We start from the raw sequence: 21,643 nt of genomic DNA on the forward strand, positions 1-21,643 counted from the left end.
TGTTCGTGGTGGTGGGGGGCGGAGCCGTCAGACGCCGACGACCTCGAGCTCGGCCTCGATGGCCGCCTCGAGACGGTCGCGCAGCGCCGGCACGCGGACCTTCTGGATGACCTCGCCGAAGAAGCCGCGGACGACCAGCCGGCGTGCCTGGGCCTCGGGAATCCCCCGCGCCATCAGGTAGAACAGCTGCTCGTCGTCGAACCTTCCCGTGGCGCTGGCGTGGCCGGCACCGACGATCTCGCCCGTCTCGATCTCGAGGTTCGGCACCGAGTCGGCCCGGGCGTTGTCCGTGAGCAGCAGGTTGCGGTTGAGCTCGTAGGTGTCGGTGCCCTCGGCCGCCTTCCGGATCAGCACGTCGCCGATCCAGACGGTGTGCGCCGCGGTACCGCCCTCGACGCCCTGCAGGGCGCCCTTGTACATGACGCGCGAGCGGCAGTTCGGCACCGAGTGGTCGACGAGCAGGCGCTGCTCGAAGTGCTGGCCGCCGTCGGCGAAGTACAGCCCGTCGAGCTCGACGTCGCCGCCGGGCGCCCGGTAGTTGATGACCGGGGAGAGCCGGACGAGGTCGCCGCCGAGCGTCACCGAGGTGTGCCGGATCGTCGCGTCGCGACCCACCGAGAGGTGCTGCGCGCCGACGTAGACCGCATCGTCCGCCCAGTCGTGTACCTCGACGACCTCGAGCTTCGCGCCGTCGGCGACCACGAACTCCGTGTTCGCCGCGACGGTGCCCGAACCGCGGTGGTCCAGGACCACGACGGCCTGGGCGTGGTGCTCGAGGCGCAGCTGCAGGTGCGCGAACGCGATGGCGCCGGCCCCGGGGCCGCCGACGGTGATCGTCAGCGGCTCGTCGTCGGAGCGGGCCTCGTTCACCGTGACCACGTGGGCCTCGGTGAACGACGACCACGCCTGCGCCGCGACACGGTCGGCGGGGATGCCGCCGTCGCCGAGCCGCGCGTCGTCCCGTCCGACGGTCTCGTGACGGGTGCCGGAGCCGGTGAGGTCACCGGCGGCGTCACCGAAGCCGGTGCGCACCGAGACCTCGATGCGGCCGTCGCCCGACGCCGAGCCGTCGTGCAGTCCGTGCAGGCGCCGCAGCGGCGTGAACCGCCACTGCTCCTCGCGGCCGCGCGGGACCTCGAAGGCCTCGACGTCGTAGGAGGTGAAGCGCAGCTCCCACGGCGCGAGCTTCGGGCTGCCCGCCGTCCTGATGCCCGGGTCCACGTCGAGGACCGGTGCTCCGGGGGCGTCGATGACGCCGCCCCCGGAACGAGCGACTGGCTCGCTCATCCGACAGCACCCTCCATCTGCAGCTCGATCAGGCGGTTGAGCTCGAGCGCGTACTCCATGGGCAGCTCGCGCGCGATGGGCTCGACGAACCCGCGCACGATCATCGCCATGGCCTCGTCCTCGGAGAGCCCGCGGGACATCAGGTAGAAGAGCTGGTCCTCGCTGACCTTCGAGACGGTCGCCTCGTGGCCCATCGTCACGTCGTCCTCGCGGACGTCGACGTAGGGATAGGTGTCCGAGCGGCTGATCGTGTCGACCAGCAGCGCGTCGCACTTCACCGTCGACCGCGAGTGGTGCGCGCCCTTGTTGACCCGGACCAGACCGCGATAGCTCGTCCGTCCACCGCCGCGCGCGACCGACTTCGAGATGATCGTCGACGACGTGTACGGCGCGAGGTGCACCATCTTGGCGCCCGCGTCCTGGTGCTGGCCCTCACCGGAGAACGCCACCGAGAGCACCTCGCCCTTGGCGTGCGGACCGGTCAGCCAGACGGCCGGGTACTTCATGGTCACCTTGGAGCCGATGTTGCCGTCGACCCACTCCATGGTCGCGCCCTCTTCGGCCTTGGCGCGCTTGGTGACCAGGTTGTAGACGTTGTTCGACCAGTTCTGGATGGTCGTGTAGCGGCAGCGGCCGCCCTTCTTCACGACGATCTCGACGACCGCGGAGTGCAGGGAGTCCGACGAGTAGATCGGCGCCGTGCAGCCCTCGACGTAGTGGACGTAGGCGTCCTCGTCGACGATGATCAGCGTCCGCTCGAACTGGCCCATGTTCTCGGTGTTGATCCGGAAGTAGGCCTGCAGCGGGATGTCCACGTGGACGCCCTTGGGCACGTAGATGAACGAGCCGCCGGACCAGACCGCGGAGTTCAGCGCGGAGAACTTGTTGTCGCCGGCCGGGATCACCGAGCCGAAGTACTCCTCGAACAGCTCCGGGTGCTCGCGCAGCCCGGTATCGGTGTCCATGAAGATGACACCCTGCTGCTCGAGGTCCTCGCGGATCTGGTGGTAGACGACCTCGGACTCGTACTGCGCCGCGACACCGGAGACCAGACGGCTCTTCTCGGCCTCGGGGATGCCGAGCTTGTCGTAGGTGTCCTTGATGTCGGCGGGCAGGTCGTCCCAGGTGGCCGCCTGCTTCTCCGTCGAGCGGACGAAGTACTTGATGTTGTCGAAGTGGATGCCCGAGAGGTCGGAACCCCACTGCGGCATCGGCTTCTTCTCGAACGTGTTCAGCGCCTTGAGCCGCAGCTGGAGCATCCAGTCCGGCTCGCTCTTCTTGTCCGAGATGTCACGCACGACCGCCTCGCTGAGGCCGCGCTGCGCGCTGGCGCCCGCGACGTCGGTGTCGTGCCACCCGAACTGGTAGTTCCCGAGCGCAGCGAGGGTCTCCTCCTGCGTGAGCTCGACGGGGGCGGTGGGGGTGGTCCGCTCCGCGGAGGTGGTCATACGACCTGCCTTCCCTTGACGGTGGTGGTGGTGACCTGCGCCGGTACGTGCGTGGTGCACGCGGCATCGCCGCGCGCGATCGTCGACAGACGCTGGACGTGGGTGCCCAGCAGCTCGGCGAAGACCTCGGTCTCGGCCTCGCAGAGCTGGGGGAACTCGGCGGCCACGCCGGCCACCGGGCAATGGTGCTGACAGAGCTGCGCGCCCGTGCTGGCGGCCCGGGACGAGGCGGCGTACCCCTCCCCGGACAGGGCGCCCGCGAGGGCTTCGACCCGGTCCGGGCGGTCAACCTGCGCCTCGATGTCCTCGCGGTGCTCCGCGAGGAGACCGAGGATGCGGCGGCGGGCGAACGCCCGGACGGCGTCCTCCCCCGCGGCGTCGGCGAGCTCGCGCAGCGCGGCGATCGCGAGGTCCGCGACGTCGTCCTCGCCGCGCCCGGCACGGCGCCGTCCCTGCTCGGTGAGCAGGTGCTGGCGTGCGGGCCGGCCGCGACCGCGCCCGGAGGCGCGCGGGGCGTCGCGGGTGGAGACGGTGCCGTCGGCGACGAGGGCGTCGAGGTGACGGCGCACCGCCGCACCCGAGAGACCCAGCACCCCGGCCAGGTCCATCGCCGTGGTCGGCCCGTGCTCGAGCAGGCGGCGGACGATGAGGTCCCGCGTGCGGCCGTCGTGTCCGTCGGCGCCCATGGTCCTCACCTCCTCGGTGTGCTCTCCACAGTCTGCCCTCTATTTGGCAACGTCAGTCTTGCTTATTTACCGGCGCCGGGCAAAGTGGCGGCCCTGATCGGCGTGGTGATCGCCCTCACGCAGGGTTACCTACCCTCACCCCGGCGTCCGGGGACGCCGACGGGGTCGCGCGGGGCCCTCGGTATCGTCCCGTCGCGTGACCGGGACGGCGCAGGCCCCGCAGGCGCCTGCCGAGGTGTCCCCGTCCGTCACCCCGCCCGGCGCCGTCCCGCCCCCGCCGACGCCCGACGAGCGGCGGCGCCTCCGCACCGTGCGCCGGTTCGGCACCACGGGCGCGCTGCTCATGGCCGTCGGCGCCCTGGGCTGCGGGGCGACGCCCGCCCCCGCCTACAACCCCCTGCTGGGCACGCGCGTGCTCGGCCTGTGGGGGCGCATGCCGACGGTCTCGCTGACGCTCGCGTACCTCGGCATGGGCATGCTCGTCCTCGCCTGGCTGTGGCTCGGGCGGCTCGCGTGGCCGGGGCGCGTGCGCCTGTCGGTGCGCCAGCTGACGCGGATCCTCGTCATGTGGATGGTGCCGCTGGCCGTCGCGCCGCCGCTGTTCTCCACCGACGTCTACGGCTACCTCTCCCAGGCCGAGGTCGTCTCGCGCGGGTTCGACCCCTACGTCTACGGCGCCGCCCAGGCCCTCGGGCTCTCCGACCCGCTCGTCGCGAGCATCCCCACGATCTGGCGGACGACGCCGTCGCCGTACGGGCCCGGCTTCCTCACCTTCGGGCGCCTCATCACCGGCATCGCCGGCGACGACATCGTGCTCGGCGTCTACCTGCACCGCGTGCTCGCGCTCGCCTCGCTGGGCCTCGTCATCTGGGCGGTGCCGCACCTCGCGCGCCGCGCCGGCGTCGAGCCGATCGCGGCGCTCTGGCTCGCGATCAGCCCGCTGGTGCTCTTCCACCTGGTCAGCGGCATCCACAACGACGCGATCATGCTCGGCGTCGTCCTCGCGGGCCTCGAGATCGGGATGCGCCGCTCGTGGGTGCTGGGCGCGCTGCTCATCGGGCTCGGCGCCTCGGGGAAGATCCCCGCGGTGCTCGCGCTGGGCTTCCTCGCCGCGCACGTCGCCCGCGAGCGCGGGGGTGGGTTCGGCCGTCTCGTCCGCTACGGCGCCGCCTGCTCGGCGCTCGGCCTGGGGATGGTCGCCGCGGTCTCGGTGGGCAGCGGGCTGGGCTTCGGGTGGATCCAGGCGCTGTCGGTGCCCAACCTGCTGCGCAGCTGGCTGTCGGTCACCACCGACCTCGGCGTCCTCGGCGGCTGGCTCGGCGGGGTCCTCGGCCTCGGCGACCACACGGACGCCGTCCTCGACCTCACCCGCGCGGCCGGGCTCGGCGTCGCCGCGCTGGTGTGCGTGCTGCTGCTGTTCATGGTCCTCAACGGCCGTCTGCACGCCGTCGCGGGCATGGGCTACGGCTTCGGCGCGGTCTTCCTCGCCGGCCCGGTGCTGCACCCCTGGTACCTGCTGTGGGCGATCGTGCCGCTGGCGGCCTCGGTGCGGAACCCGCGCATCCGCGGCTTCGCCGTCGCCATCTGCGCGATCGTCGCGCTGCTCGTGCCCCCGACGGGCGCCGACTTCTCGTTCCGGACCTACCAGCTGCCGATGGCCATCACCGCGGCCGCCCTGCTCGCGCTGGTCCCCCTGGCCGCGGTCCGTGGGCGCGTGCCGCGGACCCCGGCCGCCTAGGCTGTCGGCGTGTCGGGATCCCCGGCCGCGCTCTCGGTGCGCGGCCTCGTCGTGCGCTACCAGGGGCGTGCGGCGGTCGACGGTCTCGACCTCGACCTCGCGCCCGGCAGCGTGCTGGCACTCCTCGGGCCCAACGGCGCCGGCAAGACCACCACCGTCGAGGTGTGCGAGGGGCTGCGTTCCCGCGACAGCGGCGAGGTCCGGGTGCTCGGCGACGACCCCGCGGGCGGGCCGGACACCCTGCGCGCCCGCATCGGCGTCATGCCGCAGGGCGGCGGCGCCTACCCCGGTGTGCGCGTCCGCGAGATGGTCGGTCTGGTCGCCGCCTGCGCCGCCGACCCGCTCGACCCCGACTGGCTCGTCGACACCCTCGGGCTCGCCGGGTGCGCCCGCACGCCCTACAAGCGGCTCTCGGTCGGCCAGCAGCAGCGCCTCGCGCTCGCGTGCGCCGTCGTGGGGCGCCCGGAGCTCGTGTTCCTCGACGAGCCCACCGCGAGCCTGGACCCGCAGGGCCGGCGTCTCGTGTGGGACCTCGTGCGTGCGCTGCGCACCGACGGCGTCGCGGTCCTGCTCACCACGCACCTGATGCAGGAGGCCGAGACGCTCGCCGACCACATCGTGATCGTCGACCACGGACGGGTCGTCGCCGAGGGCAGCCCCGAGGACCTCACCGCCGCGGGCGCCGACCGCGAGCTGCGCTTCCGCGCGGCTGCCGGCATGGACCTGAAGCTGCTGACGGCCGCGCTCCCCGAGGGGTGCACGGTTTCCGAACCGAGCTCCGGCAGCTACCTCGTCGAGGGCGCCATCGACCCGCAGGTGCTCTCCACGGTGACGTCCTGGTGCGCGCGCCAGGGCGTGCTCGCCGACGACCTCCGCGTGGCCCGCCGCAGCCTCGAGGACGTGTTCCTCGAGCTCACGGGGCGGGAGCTGAGGTCGTGATCCCCCGCAACGATCGGCCCCCCGGTCACTCCTTCGTCGGGCCAGCAGGCCCGTCGGCAGGGGTGGGATCGTGAGCGTGGCACGGTTCGAGGCCGGCACCTTCACACCCGCCCCCGGGCGCGGGCCGCTCGGCCGGATGCTCGCGACACAGGTCGCCCTGGAGACGAAGCTGGCGCTGCGCCAGGGCGAGCAGGTGCTGCTCACGCTCATCATCCCGCTCGCGCTGCTCGTCGGGCTCTCGCTGCTCGAGTTCGTCCCGCTGCCCGAGCCGCGTGTCGACTCGGCCCTGGCGACGGTGCTCGCGCTCGCCGTGATGTCGACGGCGTTCACCAGCCAGGCGATCTCGCTGGGCTTCGACCGGCGCTACGGCGTGCTGCGGCGGCTCGCGGCCACCGCGGTGCCCCGCTCCATGATCGTGCTCGGGCGCCTGGGCGGGATGGCCGCGGTCGTGCTCGTCCAGGTCGTCGTCCTCGGCGCCGTCGCGCTCGCGCTCGGCTGGCGGCCCGGGCTCGGCTCACCGGGGTGGGCGCTGCTGCTCGTCGTCCTGGGCACCGCGGCATTCGGGGCCGTCGGCGTACTGCTCGGCGGCAGCCTGCGCGCCGAACTGGTGCTCGCCGTCGCCAACATCGTCTGGTTCGTGCTGCTGTTCGCCGGCGGGGTGCTCGTCCCCGCCGCGGCACTGCCGGGCCCGCTCGCCGTCGTCGTGCAGCTCCTGCCCTCCGGGGCGCTCGCCGAGGGCCTGCGCACCGCCCTGCTCGGCGGCACCCCGGCCCTCGGCCACATCGTCGTCCTGATCGTGTGGGCCGTCGTCGCCGGCGGCATCGCGACCCGCACCGTGCGCTGGACCTGAGCACCGCACCACGCCGCGCCGCACTACCGGGCGTCGTAGGATCGCGGCCGTGCTGGAGCGCCTCCCCGCCACACCTCCCGGCCTGATGCGCGGCCTCGCGATGGCCGCGGTCGTCGGCCAGGCCGGCATCGCGGTCACCGGCGCCGTCGTGCGGGTCACCGGGTCCGGTCTCGGCTGCCCGACGTGGCCCCAGTGCTTCCCCGGGAGCCTGGTCCCGGTGCCCCACCCCGAGATCGCCGTCCTGCACCAGTGGGTGGAGTTCGGCAACCGGCTCCTCGGCATCGCGCTCGTGGTCGTCACCGGGGCCTGCCTGCTCGCGGCCCTCAACCTGCGCCCGCGCCGCGGCCGGCTCGTGCTGCTCGCCGCCACGATGCCCCTCGGGGTGGTCGCCCAGGCCGTGATCGGCGGGATCACCGTGCTCACCGGGCTCGCCTGGTACACGGTCGCGCCGCACTTCCTCGTGACGATCCCGCTCATCTGGCTCGCCGTGCTCCTCGTGCGCGAGTCCTCCCCCGCCGCCATGGCCGCCCCGTCGGGCACCCCCTGGCGCCCGGCGGTGCCCGCGGCCCTGCGCGGGCTGCTCGCGGTCGCGTCCGTGGTGCTCATCGCCCTGCTCGTCGCGGGCACGCTCGTCACGGCGGCCGGCCCGCACGGCGGCGACGCAGCCACCCCGCGCCTCGCCGCCGTCCCGCTCCCGACGCTGGCGACGGCCCACGCCCACCTGCTGTTCGCGTTCCTGGGCCTGCTCGTGGGGGTCGGCTTCATGGTCCACGCGGTGTCCGTGCCGCGCGCCGTCGTCCTGCGCCTCCGGGTGCTCGTGCTGTTGACGCTCGCCCAGGGCGCGCTCGGCGGGATCCAGTACGCCCTCGGGGTGCCGGAGCTGCTCGTGGCCCTGCACGTCCTCGGCGCGGTCACGACCGTCGCCGCGGCGGCGTGGCTGTGGTCGGCCACCGCCGAGCCCGATCCCGTGACCTCGGCGCCCCCGGCCGACGCCGCCTCGGCCCCCGCCCTCGTCGGCAGGCCCTGACGTGCACGCCGTCCGCGTCCCGCGCCACGGCGGGCCCGAGGTCCTCGAGTCCGTCGACCTGCCCGACCCCTCGCCGGGCGACGGTGAGGTGCTCGTCGAGCTCGCCGCGGCCGGCGTCAACTTCATCGACACCTACTTCCGCGAGGGCATCTACCCGGCGCCGCTCCCCCTCGTGCCGGGCGTGGAGGGCGCCGGCACGGTGCGCGAGGTCGGCCCCGGCGTCACCGGTTTCGCGCCCGGCGACCGCGTCGCCTGGACCAACACCCTCGGCAGCTACGCGACCGTCGCCGCGGTGCCCGCCACCGACCTCGTCGTGGTGCCCGAGGCGATCGACTTCGAGACCGCGACCGCCGTCGTGCTCCAGGGCATGACCGCGCACTACCTCGTCCACGACACCCACCCCGTCGAGCCCGGCGACGTCGTCCTCGTCCACGCCGGGGCCGGCGGGATGGGTCTGCTGCTCTGCCAGATGGCGAGCGCACGGGGCGCCCGCGTCCTCGCCACCACCTCGTCGGAGGAGAAGGACGCCCTCGCCCGCGAGGCCGGCGCCCACGAGACGCTGCGCTACTCCGACGACCTCGCCGACCGCGTGCGCGCCCTCACCGACGGCGAGGGCGTCGCGGTCGTCTATGACGGCGTCGGCGCGTCGACCTTCGACGCCTCCCTCGCGAGCCTGCGCGTCCGCGGTGTCCTGGCCCTCTACGGCGCCGCCAGCGGGCCCGTCCCGCCCGTCGACCCGCAGCGCCTGAACAGCGGCGGCTCGCTGTACCTGACCCGCCCCTCGCTGCACTGGCACGTCCGCACCCCCGAGGCGCTGGCCGCCCGCGCCGACGCGGTGTTCTCGGCCGTGGCGGCCGGCGACCTGAGCGTGCGCATCGGCGGCCGCTACCCCCTCGACGCCGCCGCGGACGCCCAGCGCGACCTGCAGTCCCGCCGCACGACGGGCAAGCTCCTGCTGCAGCCCTGAGCGGCGCCCGGACCGCGTGGAGTCGGGCGAACCGGACGGTCAGTGCGCCGCGACCCGGGCCGCCGCCGCGAGACACAACGGGGGCTCTCCATTTCGATCTCCCGAGAGTGCCGTCAGTGCTCCCGCTCTGCTGACACTGCCGGGAGATCGAAATGGAGAGCCACGAACCGGAACCGCCGACGCGGCGGCGGCGTCGAACCCGGGTATGAGACTCGATCGACCGTTCCGTGGATCCGAGGCCGTGGCGCGCGGTGACCTGACCAAAGGGTGGCTGCGTGGGCCGGGGTTCGTGCCCCTTGCCCCCGACGTGTACGTCCCCGCGGATGTGCTGGTGGACCAGGTGACGATGGCGCGGGTCGCGATGCTGCGGCACCCCGAGGGCACGATCGCCGGCACCACCGCGGCGCTCTTCCACGGCGCGATCGACGCCGTGGTCGACGTCGGCCGAGGCAGCGCGTCGACCGAGGTGCTCGTGCCTGCCTCCGGCGCCCGCTCGCTGGCCGGGCTCCGTGTGCGGTGCGCCGACCTCCCGGCCGACGAGGTCGTGGAGTGGCCCGACGGCCCCGAGGGCGCCGTCCTCCGCCTCACGTCGCCGGCACGGACGATGGTGGAGGTCGCGCGCGCACTGCCCACCGTCGAGGCCGTGGTCGTGGGCGACGCGCTCGCCCGTCGCTGGGGCGTCACGGCGGCCGACGTCGTCGCGCTCGCCGATCGTCACACGGGCGAACGGGGCATGGCTCGCGTCCGGGCCGCCGCGGCTCTGCTGCACCGGGGATCGGACACCCCGCGACGCACCCGGGTGCGGCTCGGCGTCCTGCGGGCACGACTCCCGCCGCCACTCGTCGACGTCGTCGTGACCCGCGCGGAGGGCGGCGCGGCCGTGGGTTCGCTGGACCTCTCCTGGCCCGAGAGGTCGTGCGGCGTCCTCGTCGACCGCCACCCCGACGTCGCATGGGCGTGCGCGGAGGAGCTGCTCGCGCACGGATGGGAGGTCGCCTCGATCGGGTGGCGGGGCGAGCAGGCCGTCGACGAGGTGGTGGAGGACGTCGCGACGTTCCTCGCGCGCGTCGACCGCCTGCGATGGCGCGACCTGCCCGACATGCGGGGACGCTTCCCGCGCCGCCCGAGTGCGCCGAGGGTCTTCGACTAGAAGGGCCAGCCGAAGACCGGCCAGCCGACGGCGGAGTCGACCGCGACGGCGACGAAGAGGCCGGTCAGGTAGGTGTTCGAGAGGTGGAACAGCCGCATGGACTTCACGACCTCGTCGCGCCTCACGGCGCTGTCGAGGCGGTGGGCGGCGACCAGGAACCAGGCGCCGCCGAGGACGGTGGCGGCGAGGTAGATCCAGGACGTCGCGGGGACGAGGAGCGCCGAGCAGGCGACCATCGCCCAGGAGTAGGCGACGATCTGGCGGCTCACGCGCCGCGGCGAGGCGACGACGGGGAGCATCGGGATGCCGGCGGCGGCGTAGTCGTCGCGGTAGCGCATCGCGAGCGCCCAGAAGTGCGGCGGCGTCCAGAAGAAGATGATCGCGAAGAGCACCAGGGCCGGCCAGCCGACCGTGCCGGTGACCGCGGCCCAGCCGATCACCACGGGCATGCACCCCGCGGCGCCGCCCCAGACGATGTTCTGGCTGGTCCGGCGCTTGAGCAGCAGGGTGTAGACGAGGATGTAGAACGCGATCGCGGCGACCGCGAGCCACGCCGCCACCCAGTTCGAGGTGAAGCCCAGCCACACGGCCGACGCCGCGCCGAGCAGGAGCCCGAACACCAGGGCGTGGGAGCGGGGCACCGCGTCGCGGGCCAGCGGACGCTTGCTCGTCCGGGCCATCTTCGCGTCGATGTCCGCGTCGACCACGCAGTTCAGGGCGTGGGCGCTGGCCGCAGCGCCTGCGCCGCCGACGAGCACCGAGAGCACGAGCCAGAGCGAGGGGACGGAGCGCTCGGCGAGCATCATCGCCGGCACCGTGACCACGAGCAGCTGCTCGATGATGCGTGCCTTGGTCAGCGCCAGGTACGCCTTCACGGTGGTGAGGAAGCCACCCCGCCGCGTCGCGGGAACCGGGCCGACCGCCGTGCTCACTCGGTGGCACCTCGCTGTGGTGGACGGGACTGCTTCGGTCACGACCCGCGTCTCCTACACGCTGTCGTCGGGGAAGTCTGCACCCCCGCGGCCGCGCCCGCTCGCGGGGGGCGCCACCCGGTCGGTGCGGTGTCCGCCACGTCACGGCGGATGACGGCCCGGATGAGGATAGGGCCCGTGTCCGTGACGGGCCGTGAGGGTATTCAGCGCCGAGCGGGATGGACAGGATCGGTGCAGGTCCGAGTGGACTTGAATCGATCCCGTGGGAGCATCGCGCGAGCAGCCCGAGACGCTCAAGGAAGGCACGGTTCGTGACCGCGACAGACGTCAGCAGCACACAGCCCGCGAGCGAGTCGGCCGAGGAGATCGAGGCGCTGACGACGCCGCATCGTCCCGATGACTGGTCCGACCTCGACCAGAGGGCCGTGGACACCATCCGGGTCCTCGCGGCCGACGCCGTGCAGAAGGCCGGCAACGGCCACCCGGGCACCGCGATGGCGCTCGCACCGCTGGCCTACACGCTCTTCCAGCACACGATGCGCCACGACCCGTCCGACCCGGGCTGGCAGGGCCGCGACCGTTTCGTCCTCTCCGCCGGACACTCGAGCCTGACGCTGTACCTCCAGCTCTTCCTCGCCGGCTACGGCCTCGAGATGCGCGACCTCGAGGAGCTGCGCACCTGGGACTCGGCCACGCCGGGCCACCCCGAGTACAGCCACACCCCGGGCGTGGAGATCACCACCGGCCCCCTGGGCCAGGGGCTGGCCTCCGCCGTCGGGATGGCGATGGCCTCCCGTCGTGAACGCGGCCTGTTCGACCCCGACGCCCTCACGGGCGAGAGCCCGTTCGACTCCCACATCTTCGTGATCGCCTCCGACGGCGACATCGAGGAGGGCGTCACCGCCGAGGCGTCGTCGATCGCGGGGCGCCAGCAGCTCGGGAACCTCGTCGTGATCTACGACGACAACCACATCTCGATCGAGGACGACACCACCGTCGCGCTCGACGAGGACGTGGTGAAGCGCTACGAGGCCTATGGCTGGCACACCCAGGTGGTGCGCGGCGGCGAGAACGTCGTCGGCATCCGCGAGGCCCTCGCCAACGCGAAGGCCGAGACCGGGCGCCCGAGCTTCATCGCGCTGCGCACCGTCATCGGCTATCCCGCCCCCGACAAGATGAACACCGGCGCCGCGCACGGTGCCGCGCTGGGCGAGGACGAGGTCCGCTCCGTCAAGGAGATCCTCGGCTTCGACCCCGACGAGCACTTCGCCATCGACGACGACGTGCTCGCCCACACCCGCGCGGTCGGCGAGCGGGGCAAGGCCGCGCACGAGGCCTGGGACAAGCAGTTCGCCGACTGGGCGCAGGCCAACCCGGAGCGCCGCGCGCTGCTCGAGCGCATGGCGCGCCGCCAGCTGCCCGACAGCTGGCACGACAAGCTGCCGAGCTGGTCGGTCGGCGACGACGCCGTCGCCACCCGCAAGGCACTGCAGAAGATCCTCGGTGAGATCGGGCCGGAGCTCCCCGAGCTCTGGGGCGGCTCGGCCGACCTCGCGGAGAGCAACAACACCACGATCAAGGGTGCGGACTCGTTCGGGCCGGCGACGGTCTCGACGAACATGTGGGGGCAGATGAGCCCCTACGGCCGCACGATCCACTTCGGGGTCCGTGAGCACGCGATGGGCTCGATCCTCAACGGGATCGCGCTGCACGGCGGCACGCGGGTCTACGGCGGCACGTTCCTGATCTTCTCGGACTACATGCGGCCCGCGGTCCGGCTCGCGGCGCTGATGAAGCTGCCGACGACCTACATCTGGACCCACGACTCGATCGGTCTCGGCGAGGACGGCCCGACCCACCAGCCGATCGAGCAGCTCAGCTCGCTGCGCGCCGTGCCGGGCCTGTCGATCGTCCGCCCGGCCGACGCCAACGAGACCTCGGCGGCGGTCCGCGCGATCCTCGACAACCCCACCGGCCCGGCCGGTCTCGCCCTCACGCGGCAGAACCTGCCGATCCTCGAGGGCACCGACGCCGACGGCGTCGCCCGCGGCGGCTACACCCTCCAGGACGCCTCGGGCGGGCAGCCGCAGCTGGTGCTCATCGCCACCGGCTCGGAGGTCCAGCTCGCGGTCGAGGCCCGGAAGGTCTTCGAGGACGAGGGCGTTCCCACCCGTGTGGTGAGCATGCCGTGCGTCGAGTGGTTCCAGGCCCAGGACCGCTCCTACACCCGTCACGTCATCCCGCCGGACGTCAAGGCGCGTGTCTCGGTCGAGGCCGGGATCGCGCAGTCCTGGCACCGGTTCGTCGGCGACGACGGCGAGTGCGTCTCGATCGAGCACTTCGGTGCCAGCGCCGACTACAAGACCCTGTTCCAGCAGTTCGGCTTCACGACCCAGCACGTGGTCGAGGCGGGGCGCCGCACGCTCGCCCGCGCCGCGGAGCACTCGGCCTGAACCCGAGCTGATCCCGGACCTCCACGGTCCGGCGTCCCGAGGAGGACACCCCCCATGGCCAGCACCACGCCCCTCGCCGACCTCTCCGCGGCCGGCGTCTCCATCTGGCTCGACGACCTGTCGCGCCAGCGCATCGAGTCCGGCAACCTCGCCGGGCTGATCAAGGACTCCGAGGTCGTCGGCGTCACCAGCAACCCGACGATCTTCGCGAGCGCCTTCGCGGACGCCGATTACTACGCCGAGGACCTCGACGCGTTCGCCGCGCGGGGCGCCTCGGTCGAGGATGCGATCCGCGAGCTCACCACCGAGGACGTCCGCCGCGCCTGCGACGTCTTCCGCGAGGTGTGGCAGCGCACCGGCGGCGTCGACGGACGCGTCTCCCTCGAGGTCGACCCGGGCAAGGCGCACGACACCGAGGCGACCGTCGCCGAGGCGGCCGACCTGTGGAAGACGGTCGACCGCCCCAACCTGATGATCAAGATCCCGGCGACGCCCGAGGGCATCCCGGCGATCACCCGCACCCTGGCCGAGGGCATCAGCGTCAACGTCACGCTGATCTTCTCGGTCGAGCGCTACCGCCAGGTGATGGACGCCTACCTCGCGGGCATGGAGCAGGCGCGGGCCAACGGCCACGACCTCACGGGCATGGCCTCGGTCGCGTCGTTCTTCGTCTCCCGCGTGGACTCCGAGGTCGACAAGCGCCTGGACGCCATCGGCACCGACGCCGCGCGCAACCTGAAGGGCACCGCGGCCATCGCGAACGCCCGCCTGGCCTACGCCGCCTTCCTCGAGGTGTTCTCCACCGAGCGCTGGGCGGCCCTCAAGGGCGCCGGGGCCAAGCCCCAGCGGCCCCTGTGGGCCTCGACGGGCGTGAAGAACAAGGCCTACCCGGACACGCTCTACGTCACGGAGCTGGTCGCACCGAACACCGTCAACACGATGCCCGAGGCCACGCTGAGGGCGTTCGCCGACCACGGCGAGCTGCACGGCGACGCCGTGAGCGGCACCGAGGACGCCGCCCGCGAGGTCTTCGCGGGCCTGGCCCACGTGGGCGTCGACGTCGACGACGTCTACCAGGTGCTCGAGGACGAGGGCGTCAAGAAGTTCGACGACTCCTGGGGCGAGCTCACCCACACCGTCTCGGAGCAGCTCACGCGCCGCAGCCCGGAGCAGGCGTGAGCGCCGTGGGGGGACCTCAGGTCCGCATCACCGACGGCGCGCTCGCCGACGCCGCGTCCGCGCTGGTCGAGAAGCTGGTCGGGGACGGCGCCGCGTCGAAGCTCTCGGCCGGTGACCCCACCCTGTGGGGACCGGAGGCGGAGCCGGAGGCCAGCAAGCGCCTGAGCTGGGTGTCGCTGCACGAGAGCTCGCGCCCGCTCGTCGACGAGCTCGCGGCCCTGCGCCGCGGCCTGCACGACGAGGGCGTCGACCGCGTCGTGCTCGCGGGCATGGGCGGCTCGTCGCTCGCCCCCGAGGTCATCTGCGCCACCCGCTCGGGCGGGTCGGTGGGCGGCGATCACCCCCTGGTCGTGCTCGACACCACCGACCCGGGCCAGGTCTCCGACGCACTCGCCGGCGACCTGAGCCGCACCGTGCTCGTCGTGTCGTCCAAGTCCGGCGGCACGGTCGAGACCGACAGCCAGCGGCGGATCTTCTCCCAGGTCTTCGAGGCGAACGGCATCGACGCGGCGACGCGGATGGTCGTGGTCACCGACCCCGGCACGACGCTCGCCGACCTCGCCCGCGAGGAGGGCTACCGCTCGCTCGTCGAGGCCGACCCCGGCGTCGGCGGGCGCTACTCGGCGCTCACCGCGTTCGGCCTGGTGCCCTCGGCGCTGGCCGGCGTGGACATCGGCGAGCTCCTCGACGAGGCCGCGCAGGCCGCCCCGGAGCTCGCGCGCGACGCGTCCGACAACCCCGCGATCGTGCTCGCCGCCGCGATGGCCGCGGCGCACAGCGCGGGCGCGGAGAAGGTCGTGCTCGCCGACACCGGCTCCGGCCTGGTCGGGTTCGGCAACTGGGCCGAGCAGCTCATCGCCGAGTCCACCGGCAAGCAGGGCACCGGGCTGCTCCCCGTCGTCGTCGAGGGCTTGCCCCAATCTTCTCCTGGGAGTGCGCCCGGCTTCGCCGACCACGGGTCCGACGCCACCGCGGTGGCGATCGGGCCGGAGGACCCGGGCGCCCAGATCGCGGTGTCCGGCAGCCTCGGCGGGCAGTTCCTGCTCTGGGAGCACGCCGTCGCGCTCGCCGGCCGCCTGCTCGGCATCAACCCGTTCGACCAGCCCGACGTCGAGTCGGCCAAGCAGGCCACCCGCGACCTGCTCGCGTCCGCGTCCGACGGTGGCGGGTCGACCGGCTCCGGCGACGACACGCCGGTGCTCACCGACGGTCCGGTCGAGGTCCGCACCGCGGGCGACGGCAGCTGGCTCGGCACGCCGAGCACGCTGGCCGAGGCGATCCAGGCGCTGGTGGACCGGACGCCCGAGCGCGGCTACCTCGCGATCCAGGCCTACCTCGACCGGCTCGACGACGCCTCGTTCGAGACCCTGCGCCCCGAGCTCGCGAAGGCGACCGGCCTGCAGACCACCTTCGGGTGGGGGCCGCGGTTCCTGCACTCCACGGGCCAGTACCACAAGGGCGGGCACCAGAACGGTGCGTTCCTGCAGGTCACGGGCTCGGTTGCCGACGACCTGGCGATCCCGGGCCAGCCGTTCTCGTTCGGCACGCTCGAGCATGCGCAGGCCATCGGCGACGCCGGGGTGCTCGCGGCGCCCAAGAACGGCGGCACCGCGCGGCCCGTCCTGCGCCTGCATCTGGCCGACCGCGCCGCCGGCCTGGTGGCGCTCGCCAACGCGGTCCGGGAGGTGAGTCGGTGACCCGACGGTCGGTCACCGGGACGCCCGAGCACGACGACTGGGTCAACCCGCTGCGGGACGCCCGCGACAAGCGCCTGCCCCGCATCGCCGGGCCCTCGGGACTCGTGCTCTTCGGGGTCACCGGCGACCTCGCCCGCAAGAAGCTGATGCCGGCGATCTACGACCTGGCGAACCGCGGGCTGCTCCCGCCCGGCTTCGCCCTCGTCGGGTTCGCCCGCCGCGACTGGGCGGACGAGGACTTCGCCGAGGTCGTCCACGACGCCGTGCGCGAGCACTCCCGCACCCCGTTCCGCCAGGAGGTCTGGGACCGCCTGGCGGAGGGACTGCGGTTCGTCCAGGGCACCTTCGACGACGACGAGGCCTTCGACCGCCTCGCCGCCTGCGTGCAGGAGCTCGACGAGCAGCGCGGCACCAACGGCAACCACGCGTTCTACCTCTCGATCCCGCCCTCGGCCTTCCCGACCGTCTGCAAGCAGCTCTCGCGCTCCGGCCTGGCCGACGACGAGGGTGACGTGTGGCGCCGCGTCGTGATCGAGAAGCCGTTCGGCCACGACCTGCGCTCGGCGCAGGAGCTCAACGGGATCGTCAACGACGTCTTCCCCGAGGACGCGGTCTTCCGCATCGACCACTACCTCGGCAAGGAGACCGTCCAGAACCTGCTGGCCCTGCGGTTCGCCAACGAGCTCTTCGAGCCGATCTGGAACGCCCACCACGTCGACCACGTGCAGATCACGATGGCCGAGGACATCGGCGTCGGCGGTCGTGCGGGCTACTACGACGGCATCGGCGCGGCCCGGGACGTCATCCAGAACCACCTGCTGCAGCTCCTCGCGCTGACGGCGATGGAGGAGCCGGTCTCCTTCTCCCCCGACGACCTGCGCGAGGAGAAGATCAAGGTCCTGTCGGCCGTGAAGCTGGCCGAGCCGCTGGACGAGACCACCGCCCGCGGGCAGTACGCCGCGGGGTGGCAGGGGTCGTCGGAGGTCAGGGGCCTCCAGCAGGAGGACGGCTTCCCCGCCGACTCGGTCACCGAGACCTACGCCGCGATCACCTGCGAGGTCAACACCCGCCGCTGGGCCGGCGTGCCGTTCTACCTGCGCACCGGCAAGCGGCTCGGGCGGCGCGTCACCGAGATCGCGATCGTGTTCGAGCGGGCCCCGCACCTGCCGTTCGACCAGACCATGACCGAGGAGCTCGGCCAGAACGCGCTGGTCGTGCGCGTGCAGCCGGACGAGGGCGTCACCCTGCGGTTCGGGTCGAAGGTGCCGGGCTCGGGCATGGAGGTCCGCGACGTCACGATGGACTTCGGTTACGGCACGGCGTTCACCGAGGCCTCCCCCGAGGCCTACGAGCGCCTGCTGCTCGACGTCCTGCTCGGCGAGCCGTCGCTCTTCCCCACCAACACCGAGGTCGAGCTGTCCTGGCGGATCCTCGACCCGGTGATCGAGAAGTGGCACCGCGAGGGCACCCCGGACAGCTACAACGCCGGCACCTGGGGCCCGCCGTCGGCCGACACGCTGCTCCACCGCACCGGCCGGCAGTGGCGTCGCCCCTGACGCGAGCGCGTCGACGAAGGAGACAACCGTGATCGTGGACCTGCCGTCGACGGACACGTCGGCGGTCAATCGGACGATGGTCGACCTGCGCGAGAGCGCGGGCGCCGTCGCGCTCGGGCGGGTGCTGACGCTCCTGATCATCACCGAGGACGGCCCGGACGCCGAGGCCGCCATCCAGGCCGCCAACGACGCCAGCCGCGAGCACCCGTGCCGCGTGCTGGTGCTGGCCCGCGGTATCCGCCGGGCGGCCTCCCGCCTCGACGCCCAGATCCGCATCGGGGGCGACGCGGGGGCCAGCGAGGTCATCGTCCTGCGCATGTACGGCCCGCTGGCCGACCAGGGCGGGGCGATCGTGGTCCCGCTGCTGCTCCCCGACGCCCCGATCGTCGCGTGGTGGCCGGGCGAGGCGCCGACGTCGCCGTCCGAGGACCCGGTGGGCAGTGTCGCCGGCCGTCGCATCACCGACGTGGGCTCGGCGAAGTCGCCGTCCAAAGCGCTGGCGAAGCTGCGCCAGCGCTACGCGCCGGGCGACACCGACCTCGCCTGGAGCCGCATCACCAGCTGGCGCGCCCTGCTGACCGCCGCGCTCGACCAGCCCCCGCACGACCGCGTGACGCGCGCGGCGGTGGGCGGCGCGCCCGACTCGGCGTCCGCCGACCTGCTCACCGGCTGGCTGGCGTCCCGCCTCGGCTGCCCCGTCTCGCGCACCACCCGGGACGTGCCGGGCGGTCAGGGCGGGCAGATCTCGATGGTCCGCCTCGAGCGCGCGAGCGGGCCGATCGAGCTGGTCCGCCTCGACGCGAAGAGCGCGATGCTCTCCCAGCCCGGGCAGCCCGACCGTCGCGTCGCCCTCTCCCGCCGCACGACCCGCGAGTGCCTGGCCGAAGAGCTGCGCCGGCTCGACCCCGACGACATCTACGCCGAGGCCATCGAGGCGATGCCGACGGCCCGCAGCCGGTCCAAGGGCTCCCCCACCGCGGCGAAGGCGGACGCATGAGCACCCCCGAGGTCGTCGTCCACCCCGACACCGACACGACGGCGTCCGACGCCGCCGACCGCCTGATCACCGCGCTCGCCGCGGCGCAGGCGGCCCGGGGCACCGCGTCGGTGGTGCTCACCGGCGGCGGGGTCGGGATCGCGATGCTGCGCGAGGTGGCGTCCTCCTCCCGGCGCGACACCGTCGACTGGAGTGCGGTCGAGGTGTTCTGGGGCGACGAGCGCTTCGTCCCCGCCGGCGACGCCGAGCGCAACGACGCCCAGGCCCGCGAGGCCCTGCTCGACGCGCTGCCGCTCGACCCCGCGCGGGTGCACCCGATGGCGCCCTCCGACGCACCCGAGGAGGTCGGCGGCGGCGACCCGGACCTCGCCGCCGACGTCTACGCCAAGACGCTGTCGTCGGCGGCGTCGCGGCTCGGCGGCGACGCGATCCCGGCCTTCGACGTGCTGCTCGCCGGCTGCGGGCCGGAGGGCCACGTGCTGTCGGTCTTCCCGGACTCGCCCGCGGTGCACGCGACGGCGGCCGGGGTGGTCGCCGTCCGCGACTGCCCCAAGCCGCCGCCCACCCGCGTCTCGCTGACGCTGGCGGCGGCCCGCCACGCCCGCGAGGTGTGGCTGGTGGCCACCGGCGAGGGCAAGGCCGAGGTGATCGCCCGGGCCCACGGCGGCGCCGCCGAGACCGACGTCCCGATCGCCGGCCTCCGCGGCACCGAGCGGACCCTCTGGCTCCTGGATGAGGCGGCGGCGGGCGACCTGTCGTCCTAGAGCCGCAGCGAACGCGCTGTTCGCTGCTTCTACGCGCGCGAAGTCCCCGTTCGCGCCACGGGCGCCGCCGGCGCCTCCAGCGTTTCCCAGGGACGCAGCGAGCGCTCGAAGAGCTCCCAGCAGCGGAGCTGGGCGAACCACGCGCGGGCGAGGCGGAGGTCCTGGCGCGGCGTGTGCTCGCGGACCGGGCCGGCGGGCCAGGCGGCGTCGCGACCGGTCGGGTCGCCGGACATCCGGGAGTCGGCGCCGTAGCGCGCGACGAGCAGGAGCCCGGCGACGACGAGGACGCCGAGCAGGGTGACCGTGAGGGCCATCGGGAGCTCCTAGGGGGATCGCAGTGGGCGGGACGTCCTCCAGGGTGGCTCCCGGTGGCAGGAGCCGCCACGGCCAATTCATGCCAAGTGGCAGTGCTAGTGGCAGAAGTGGCAGACTGCGGTCATGGACGTCCAGCTCGGTGCCGGGAGCCTCGCCCGCCTGCTCCGTGGGTGGCGTGACGACGGCGGCACGGGCGCGAGCGCCCAGGCCGCGCTGGCGACCCGGGTGTCGTCCCTGCTCACCGACGGGCGGCTCGCCGCCGGGACGCGGGTGCCCAGCGAGCGCGAGCTCGCCGCAGCCCTGGACATCGGGCGAGGCACGGTGGCGGCCGCCTACGAGCAGCTGCGCGAGAACGGCTACCTGGTGCGCCGCCGGGGCTCGGGCACCTGGACGGCCCTCCCGAGCGCGACACCGGCCGGCTCGGGCGGCGTCGTCCCGGCGGCCTTCGGCGGGGTCACACCCAGCCCGGCCGCCGGGTACACGCCGTTCGCGCCGATGGGGCCGGTGAGCGGGTGGTCCCCGGGCCGCGACGTCATCGACCTCGCCCACGCCGCGCCCTGGGCACCCATGGAGGCCGTGGGCGAGGCCGCTGCCCGCGCGCTGACCGAGCTGCCCGTGCACCTCGCGAGCACCGGCTACGACGTGCTCGGCCTGCCGGTGCTCCGCGAGGCCGTCGCGGCGCGCCTGAGCGCCCAGGGACTGCGCACCTCCGCCGACGAGGTCATGATCACCGCGGGCGCCCAGCACGCCCACGCCCTCGTCGCCCGCGCCCTCGTGCGCCCCGGCGACCGCGTGCTCATGGAGCAGCCCACCTACCCCGGCGCCATCGACCTCGCCCGCCACGTCTCGGCGCGCGCGGTCCCGGTGGCGATGGTGGAGCAGGACGGCGTCCACGGCTGGGACGTCGAGGCGATCGCGGCGGCGCTGCGGGCCGCCACGCCGGCCGTCGGCTACCTCGTGCCCGACCACCAGAACCCCACCGGCGCCGTGATGAACGCCGAGACCCGGGCCGCCGTGGTGGCCGCCGCGGCGCGGCACGGCGTCCCCCTGGTCGTCGACGACTGCCTGCGCGAGATGTGGATCGACGCCCCCGGCCCGCCCCCGCTCGGCGCCTGGTCCACCGGCGGTGCCACCCCGGTGATCACCACGGGATCGCTGTCGAAGACCGTGTGGGGCGGCCTGCGCATCGGCTGGCTGCGCGCCCCGCGGACCCTGCTGCAGCGGGTCGCGGCGGTGCGGGCGTCGGACGACATCTCGACCCCGGTGCTCGAGCAGCTCGTGGCCGTCGGGCTGCTCGAGAGGCTCGACGACCTCGTCGCGGACGGGCGCCGGGTGCTGGCCCACCGTCGTGACCACCTGCGGGCGGCGCTCGCGCGGGCCGTCCCGGAGTGGCGGGCCCCGAAGCCGTCCGGGGGCTTCAGCCTCTGGGTCGACCTCGGCGCGCCCCGCTCCAGCGCCCTCGTGGACGCCGCGTCCCGTCACGGTGTCCTGCTCGCCGCGGGCCCCCGCTTCGCCACCGGCGGCGCGTTCGAGCAGTACCTCCGCCTGCCCTACACCCTGTCCATCGACGCGCTCGACGACGCCGTCGCGCGGCTCGCCCGGGCGTGGGAGTCGCTGGGGGTCGGCGCCGCCCCGTCGCTCACGACCGTCGTGTGAGC

Annotated in this window: 18 protein-coding genes; 13 read left to right on the forward strand and 5 right to left on the reverse strand. The window is 73.8% G+C overall.

All coding sequences use genetic code 11. The features are described 5' to 3' along the window. Nucleotides 1–27: 27 nt before the first annotated feature. Genes sufD through OG774_RS05600 form a run of 3 tightly spaced genes read right to left on the reverse strand, consistent with a single transcriptional unit; the run spans nt 28 to nt 3,421 of the window. A complete protein-coding gene (gene sufD / locus OG774_RS05590; protein WP_328307461.1) occupies nt 28–1,287 on the reverse strand; it encodes a Fe-S cluster assembly protein SufD in 1,260 nt (419 codons plus the stop codon). Beyond that, complete coding sequence (gene sufB / locus OG774_RS05595; protein WP_274194909.1) at nt 1,284–2,735, reverse strand: Fe-S cluster assembly protein SufB; 1,452 nt, start codon at nt 2,733–2,735, stop codon at nt 1,284–1,286. Before sufB ends, sufD begins: the two co-directional genes overlap by 4 nt. After that, nucleotides 2,732–3,421: a helix-turn-helix transcriptional regulator gene (locus OG774_RS05600; protein WP_328307463.1), complete on the reverse strand. Its 690-nt coding sequence runs from the start codon at nt 3,419–3,421 to the stop codon at nt 2,732–2,734. The genes sufB and OG774_RS05600 overlap by 4 nt, the downstream gene beginning before the upstream one ends. 196 nt (nt 3,422–3,617) lie before the next feature. Here OG774_RS05600 and mptB point away from each other — a divergent pair, with 196 nt between their 5' ends. The 6 genes from mptB (at nt 3,618) to OG774_RS05630 (ending at nt 10,092) form a co-directional block, all read left to right on the forward strand. After that, nucleotides 3,618–5,159, forward strand: coding sequence for a polyprenol phosphomannose-dependent alpha 1,6 mannosyltransferase MptB (gene mptB, locus OG774_RS05605; RefSeq protein ID WP_328307465.1), 1,542 nt, complete (start codon nt 3,618–3,620; stop codon nt 5,157–5,159). 9 nt (nt 5,160–5,168) lie between these two features. Further along, on the forward strand, nt 5,169–6,098 hold the full coding sequence (locus tag OG774_RS05610) for an ABC transporter ATP-binding protein (RefSeq protein ID WP_328307467.1): 930 nt from the start codon (nt 5,169–5,171) through the stop codon (nt 6,096–6,098). Nucleotides 6,099–6,174: 76 nt separating this feature from the next. After that, on the forward strand, nt 6,175–6,948 hold the full coding sequence (locus tag OG774_RS05615) for an ABC transporter permease (protein WP_442873995.1): 774 nt from the start codon (nt 6,175–6,177) through the stop codon (nt 6,946–6,948). 85 nt (nt 6,949–7,033) lie between these two features. Further along, nucleotides 7,034–7,975, forward strand: coding sequence for a COX15/CtaA family protein (locus OG774_RS05620; protein ID WP_328310802.1), 942 nt, complete (start codon nt 7,034–7,036; stop codon nt 7,973–7,975). 1 nt (nt 7,976) lies between these two features. Beyond that, nucleotides 7,977–8,942 (forward strand): quinone oxidoreductase family protein, encoded by a 966-nt coding sequence (locus OG774_RS05625; protein WP_328307469.1) that lies wholly within the window; start codon nt 7,977–7,979, stop codon nt 8,940–8,942. Between the two features lie 331 nt (nt 8,943–9,273). Then, nucleotides 9,274–10,092, forward strand: coding sequence for a hypothetical protein (locus OG774_RS05630; protein ID WP_328307471.1), 819 nt, complete (start codon nt 9,274–9,276; stop codon nt 10,090–10,092). Here the strand turns inward: OG774_RS05630 and OG774_RS05635 are convergent. Continuing rightward, on the reverse strand, nt 10,089–11,024 hold the full coding sequence (locus tag OG774_RS05635) for a heme o synthase (protein WP_328307472.1): 936 nt from the start codon (nt 11,022–11,024) through the stop codon (nt 10,089–10,091). The two genes, OG774_RS05630 and OG774_RS05635, sit on opposite strands and share 4 nt — an antisense overlap. Before the next feature lie 311 nt (nt 11,025–11,335). On the opposite strand from OG774_RS05635, the gene tkt reads away from it, so the two are divergent. The 6 genes from tkt to pgl are packed head-to-tail and all read left to right on the forward strand — an operon-like array spanning nt 11,336 to nt 19,670. Continuing rightward, entirely contained in the window at nt 11,336–13,477 is a 2,142-nt protein-coding gene (gene tkt, locus OG774_RS05640; RefSeq protein ID WP_442873947.1) for a transketolase, read from the forward strand. Between the two features lie 54 nt (nt 13,478–13,531). After that, the gene (gene tal / locus OG774_RS05645) at nt 13,532–14,656 is read left to right on the forward strand and encodes a transaldolase (RefSeq protein WP_274194914.1); all 1,125 of its coding nucleotides are present in this window, start codon (nt 13,532–13,534) and stop codon (nt 14,654–14,656) included. Beyond that, the gene (locus OG774_RS05650; RefSeq protein ID WP_328307475.1) at nt 14,653–16,353 is read left to right on the forward strand and encodes a glucose-6-phosphate isomerase; all 1,701 of its coding nucleotides are present in this window, start codon (nt 14,653–14,655) and stop codon (nt 16,351–16,353) included. Before tal ends, OG774_RS05650 begins: the two co-directional genes overlap by 4 nt. Beyond that, nucleotides 16,350–17,909, forward strand: a complete 1,560-nt coding sequence (gene zwf / locus OG774_RS05655; RefSeq protein WP_328307477.1) for a glucose-6-phosphate dehydrogenase — start codon at nt 16,350–16,352, stop codon at nt 17,907–17,909. Before OG774_RS05650 ends, zwf begins: the two co-directional genes overlap by 4 nt. Before the next feature lie 28 nt (nt 17,910–17,937). After that, nucleotides 17,938–18,906: a glucose-6-phosphate dehydrogenase assembly protein OpcA gene (locus tag OG774_RS05660; RefSeq protein ID WP_274194917.1), complete on the forward strand. Its 969-nt coding sequence runs from the start codon at nt 17,938–17,940 to the stop codon at nt 18,904–18,906. Next, the gene (gene pgl, locus OG774_RS05665; protein WP_328307480.1) at nt 18,903–19,670 is read left to right on the forward strand and encodes a 6-phosphogluconolactonase; all 768 of its coding nucleotides are present in this window, start codon (nt 18,903–18,905) and stop codon (nt 19,668–19,670) included. Before OG774_RS05660 ends, pgl begins: the two co-directional genes overlap by 4 nt. Before the next feature lie 29 nt (nt 19,671–19,699). On the opposite strand, the gene OG774_RS05670 is transcribed toward pgl, so the two are convergent. Continuing rightward, entirely contained in the window at nt 19,700–19,984 is a 285-nt protein-coding gene (locus tag OG774_RS05670; RefSeq protein ID WP_328307482.1) for a hypothetical protein, read from the reverse strand. Between the two features lie 124 nt (nt 19,985–20,108). Here OG774_RS05670 and yczR point away from each other — a divergent pair, with 124 nt between their 5' ends. After that, complete coding sequence (gene yczR, locus OG774_RS05675) at nt 20,109–21,641, forward strand: MocR-like transcription factor YczR (protein WP_328307484.1); 1,533 nt, start codon at nt 20,109–20,111, stop codon at nt 21,639–21,641. Nucleotides 21,642–21,643: the final 2 nt, after the last annotated feature.

It is taken from the genome of Actinomycetospora sp. NBC_00405 (assembly GCF_036044095.1).
GTDB classification, from domain to species: Bacteria; Actinomycetota; Actinomycetes; order Mycobacteriales; family Pseudonocardiaceae; genus Actinomycetospora; species Actinomycetospora callitridis.

Excerpts from the sequence above, each read along its gene's own strand:
- yczR (WP_328307484.1), top strand. The coding sequence starts at position 20,109 with ATGGACGTCCAGCTCGGTGCCGGGAGCCTCGCCCGCCTGCTCCGTGGG.
- pgl (WP_328307480.1), top strand. The coding sequence starts at position 18,903 with ATGAGCACCCCCGAGGTCGTCGTCCACCCCGACACCGACACGACGGCG.
- tal (WP_274194914.1), top strand. The coding sequence starts at position 13,532 with ATGGCCAGCACCACGCCCCTCGCCGACCTCTCCGCGGCCGGCGTCTCC.
- OG774_RS05600 (WP_328307463.1), bottom strand. The coding sequence starts at position 3,421 with ATGGGCGCCGACGGACACGACGGCCGCACGCGGGACCTCATCGTCCGC.
- OG774_RS05620 (WP_328310802.1), top strand. The coding sequence starts at position 7,034 with ATGCGCGGCCTCGCGATGGCCGCGGTCGTCGGCCAGGCCGGCATCGCG.
- sufD (WP_328307461.1), bottom strand. The coding sequence starts at position 1,287 with ATGAGCGAGCCAGTCGCTCGTTCCGGGGGCGGCGTCATCGACGCCCCC.
- sufB (WP_274194909.1), bottom strand. The coding sequence starts at position 2,735 with ATGACCACCTCCGCGGAGCGGACCACCCCCACCGCCCCCGTCGAGCTC.
- OG774_RS05670 (WP_328307482.1), bottom strand. The coding sequence starts at position 19,984 with ATGGCCCTCACGGTCACCCTGCTCGGCGTCCTCGTCGTCGCCGGGCTC.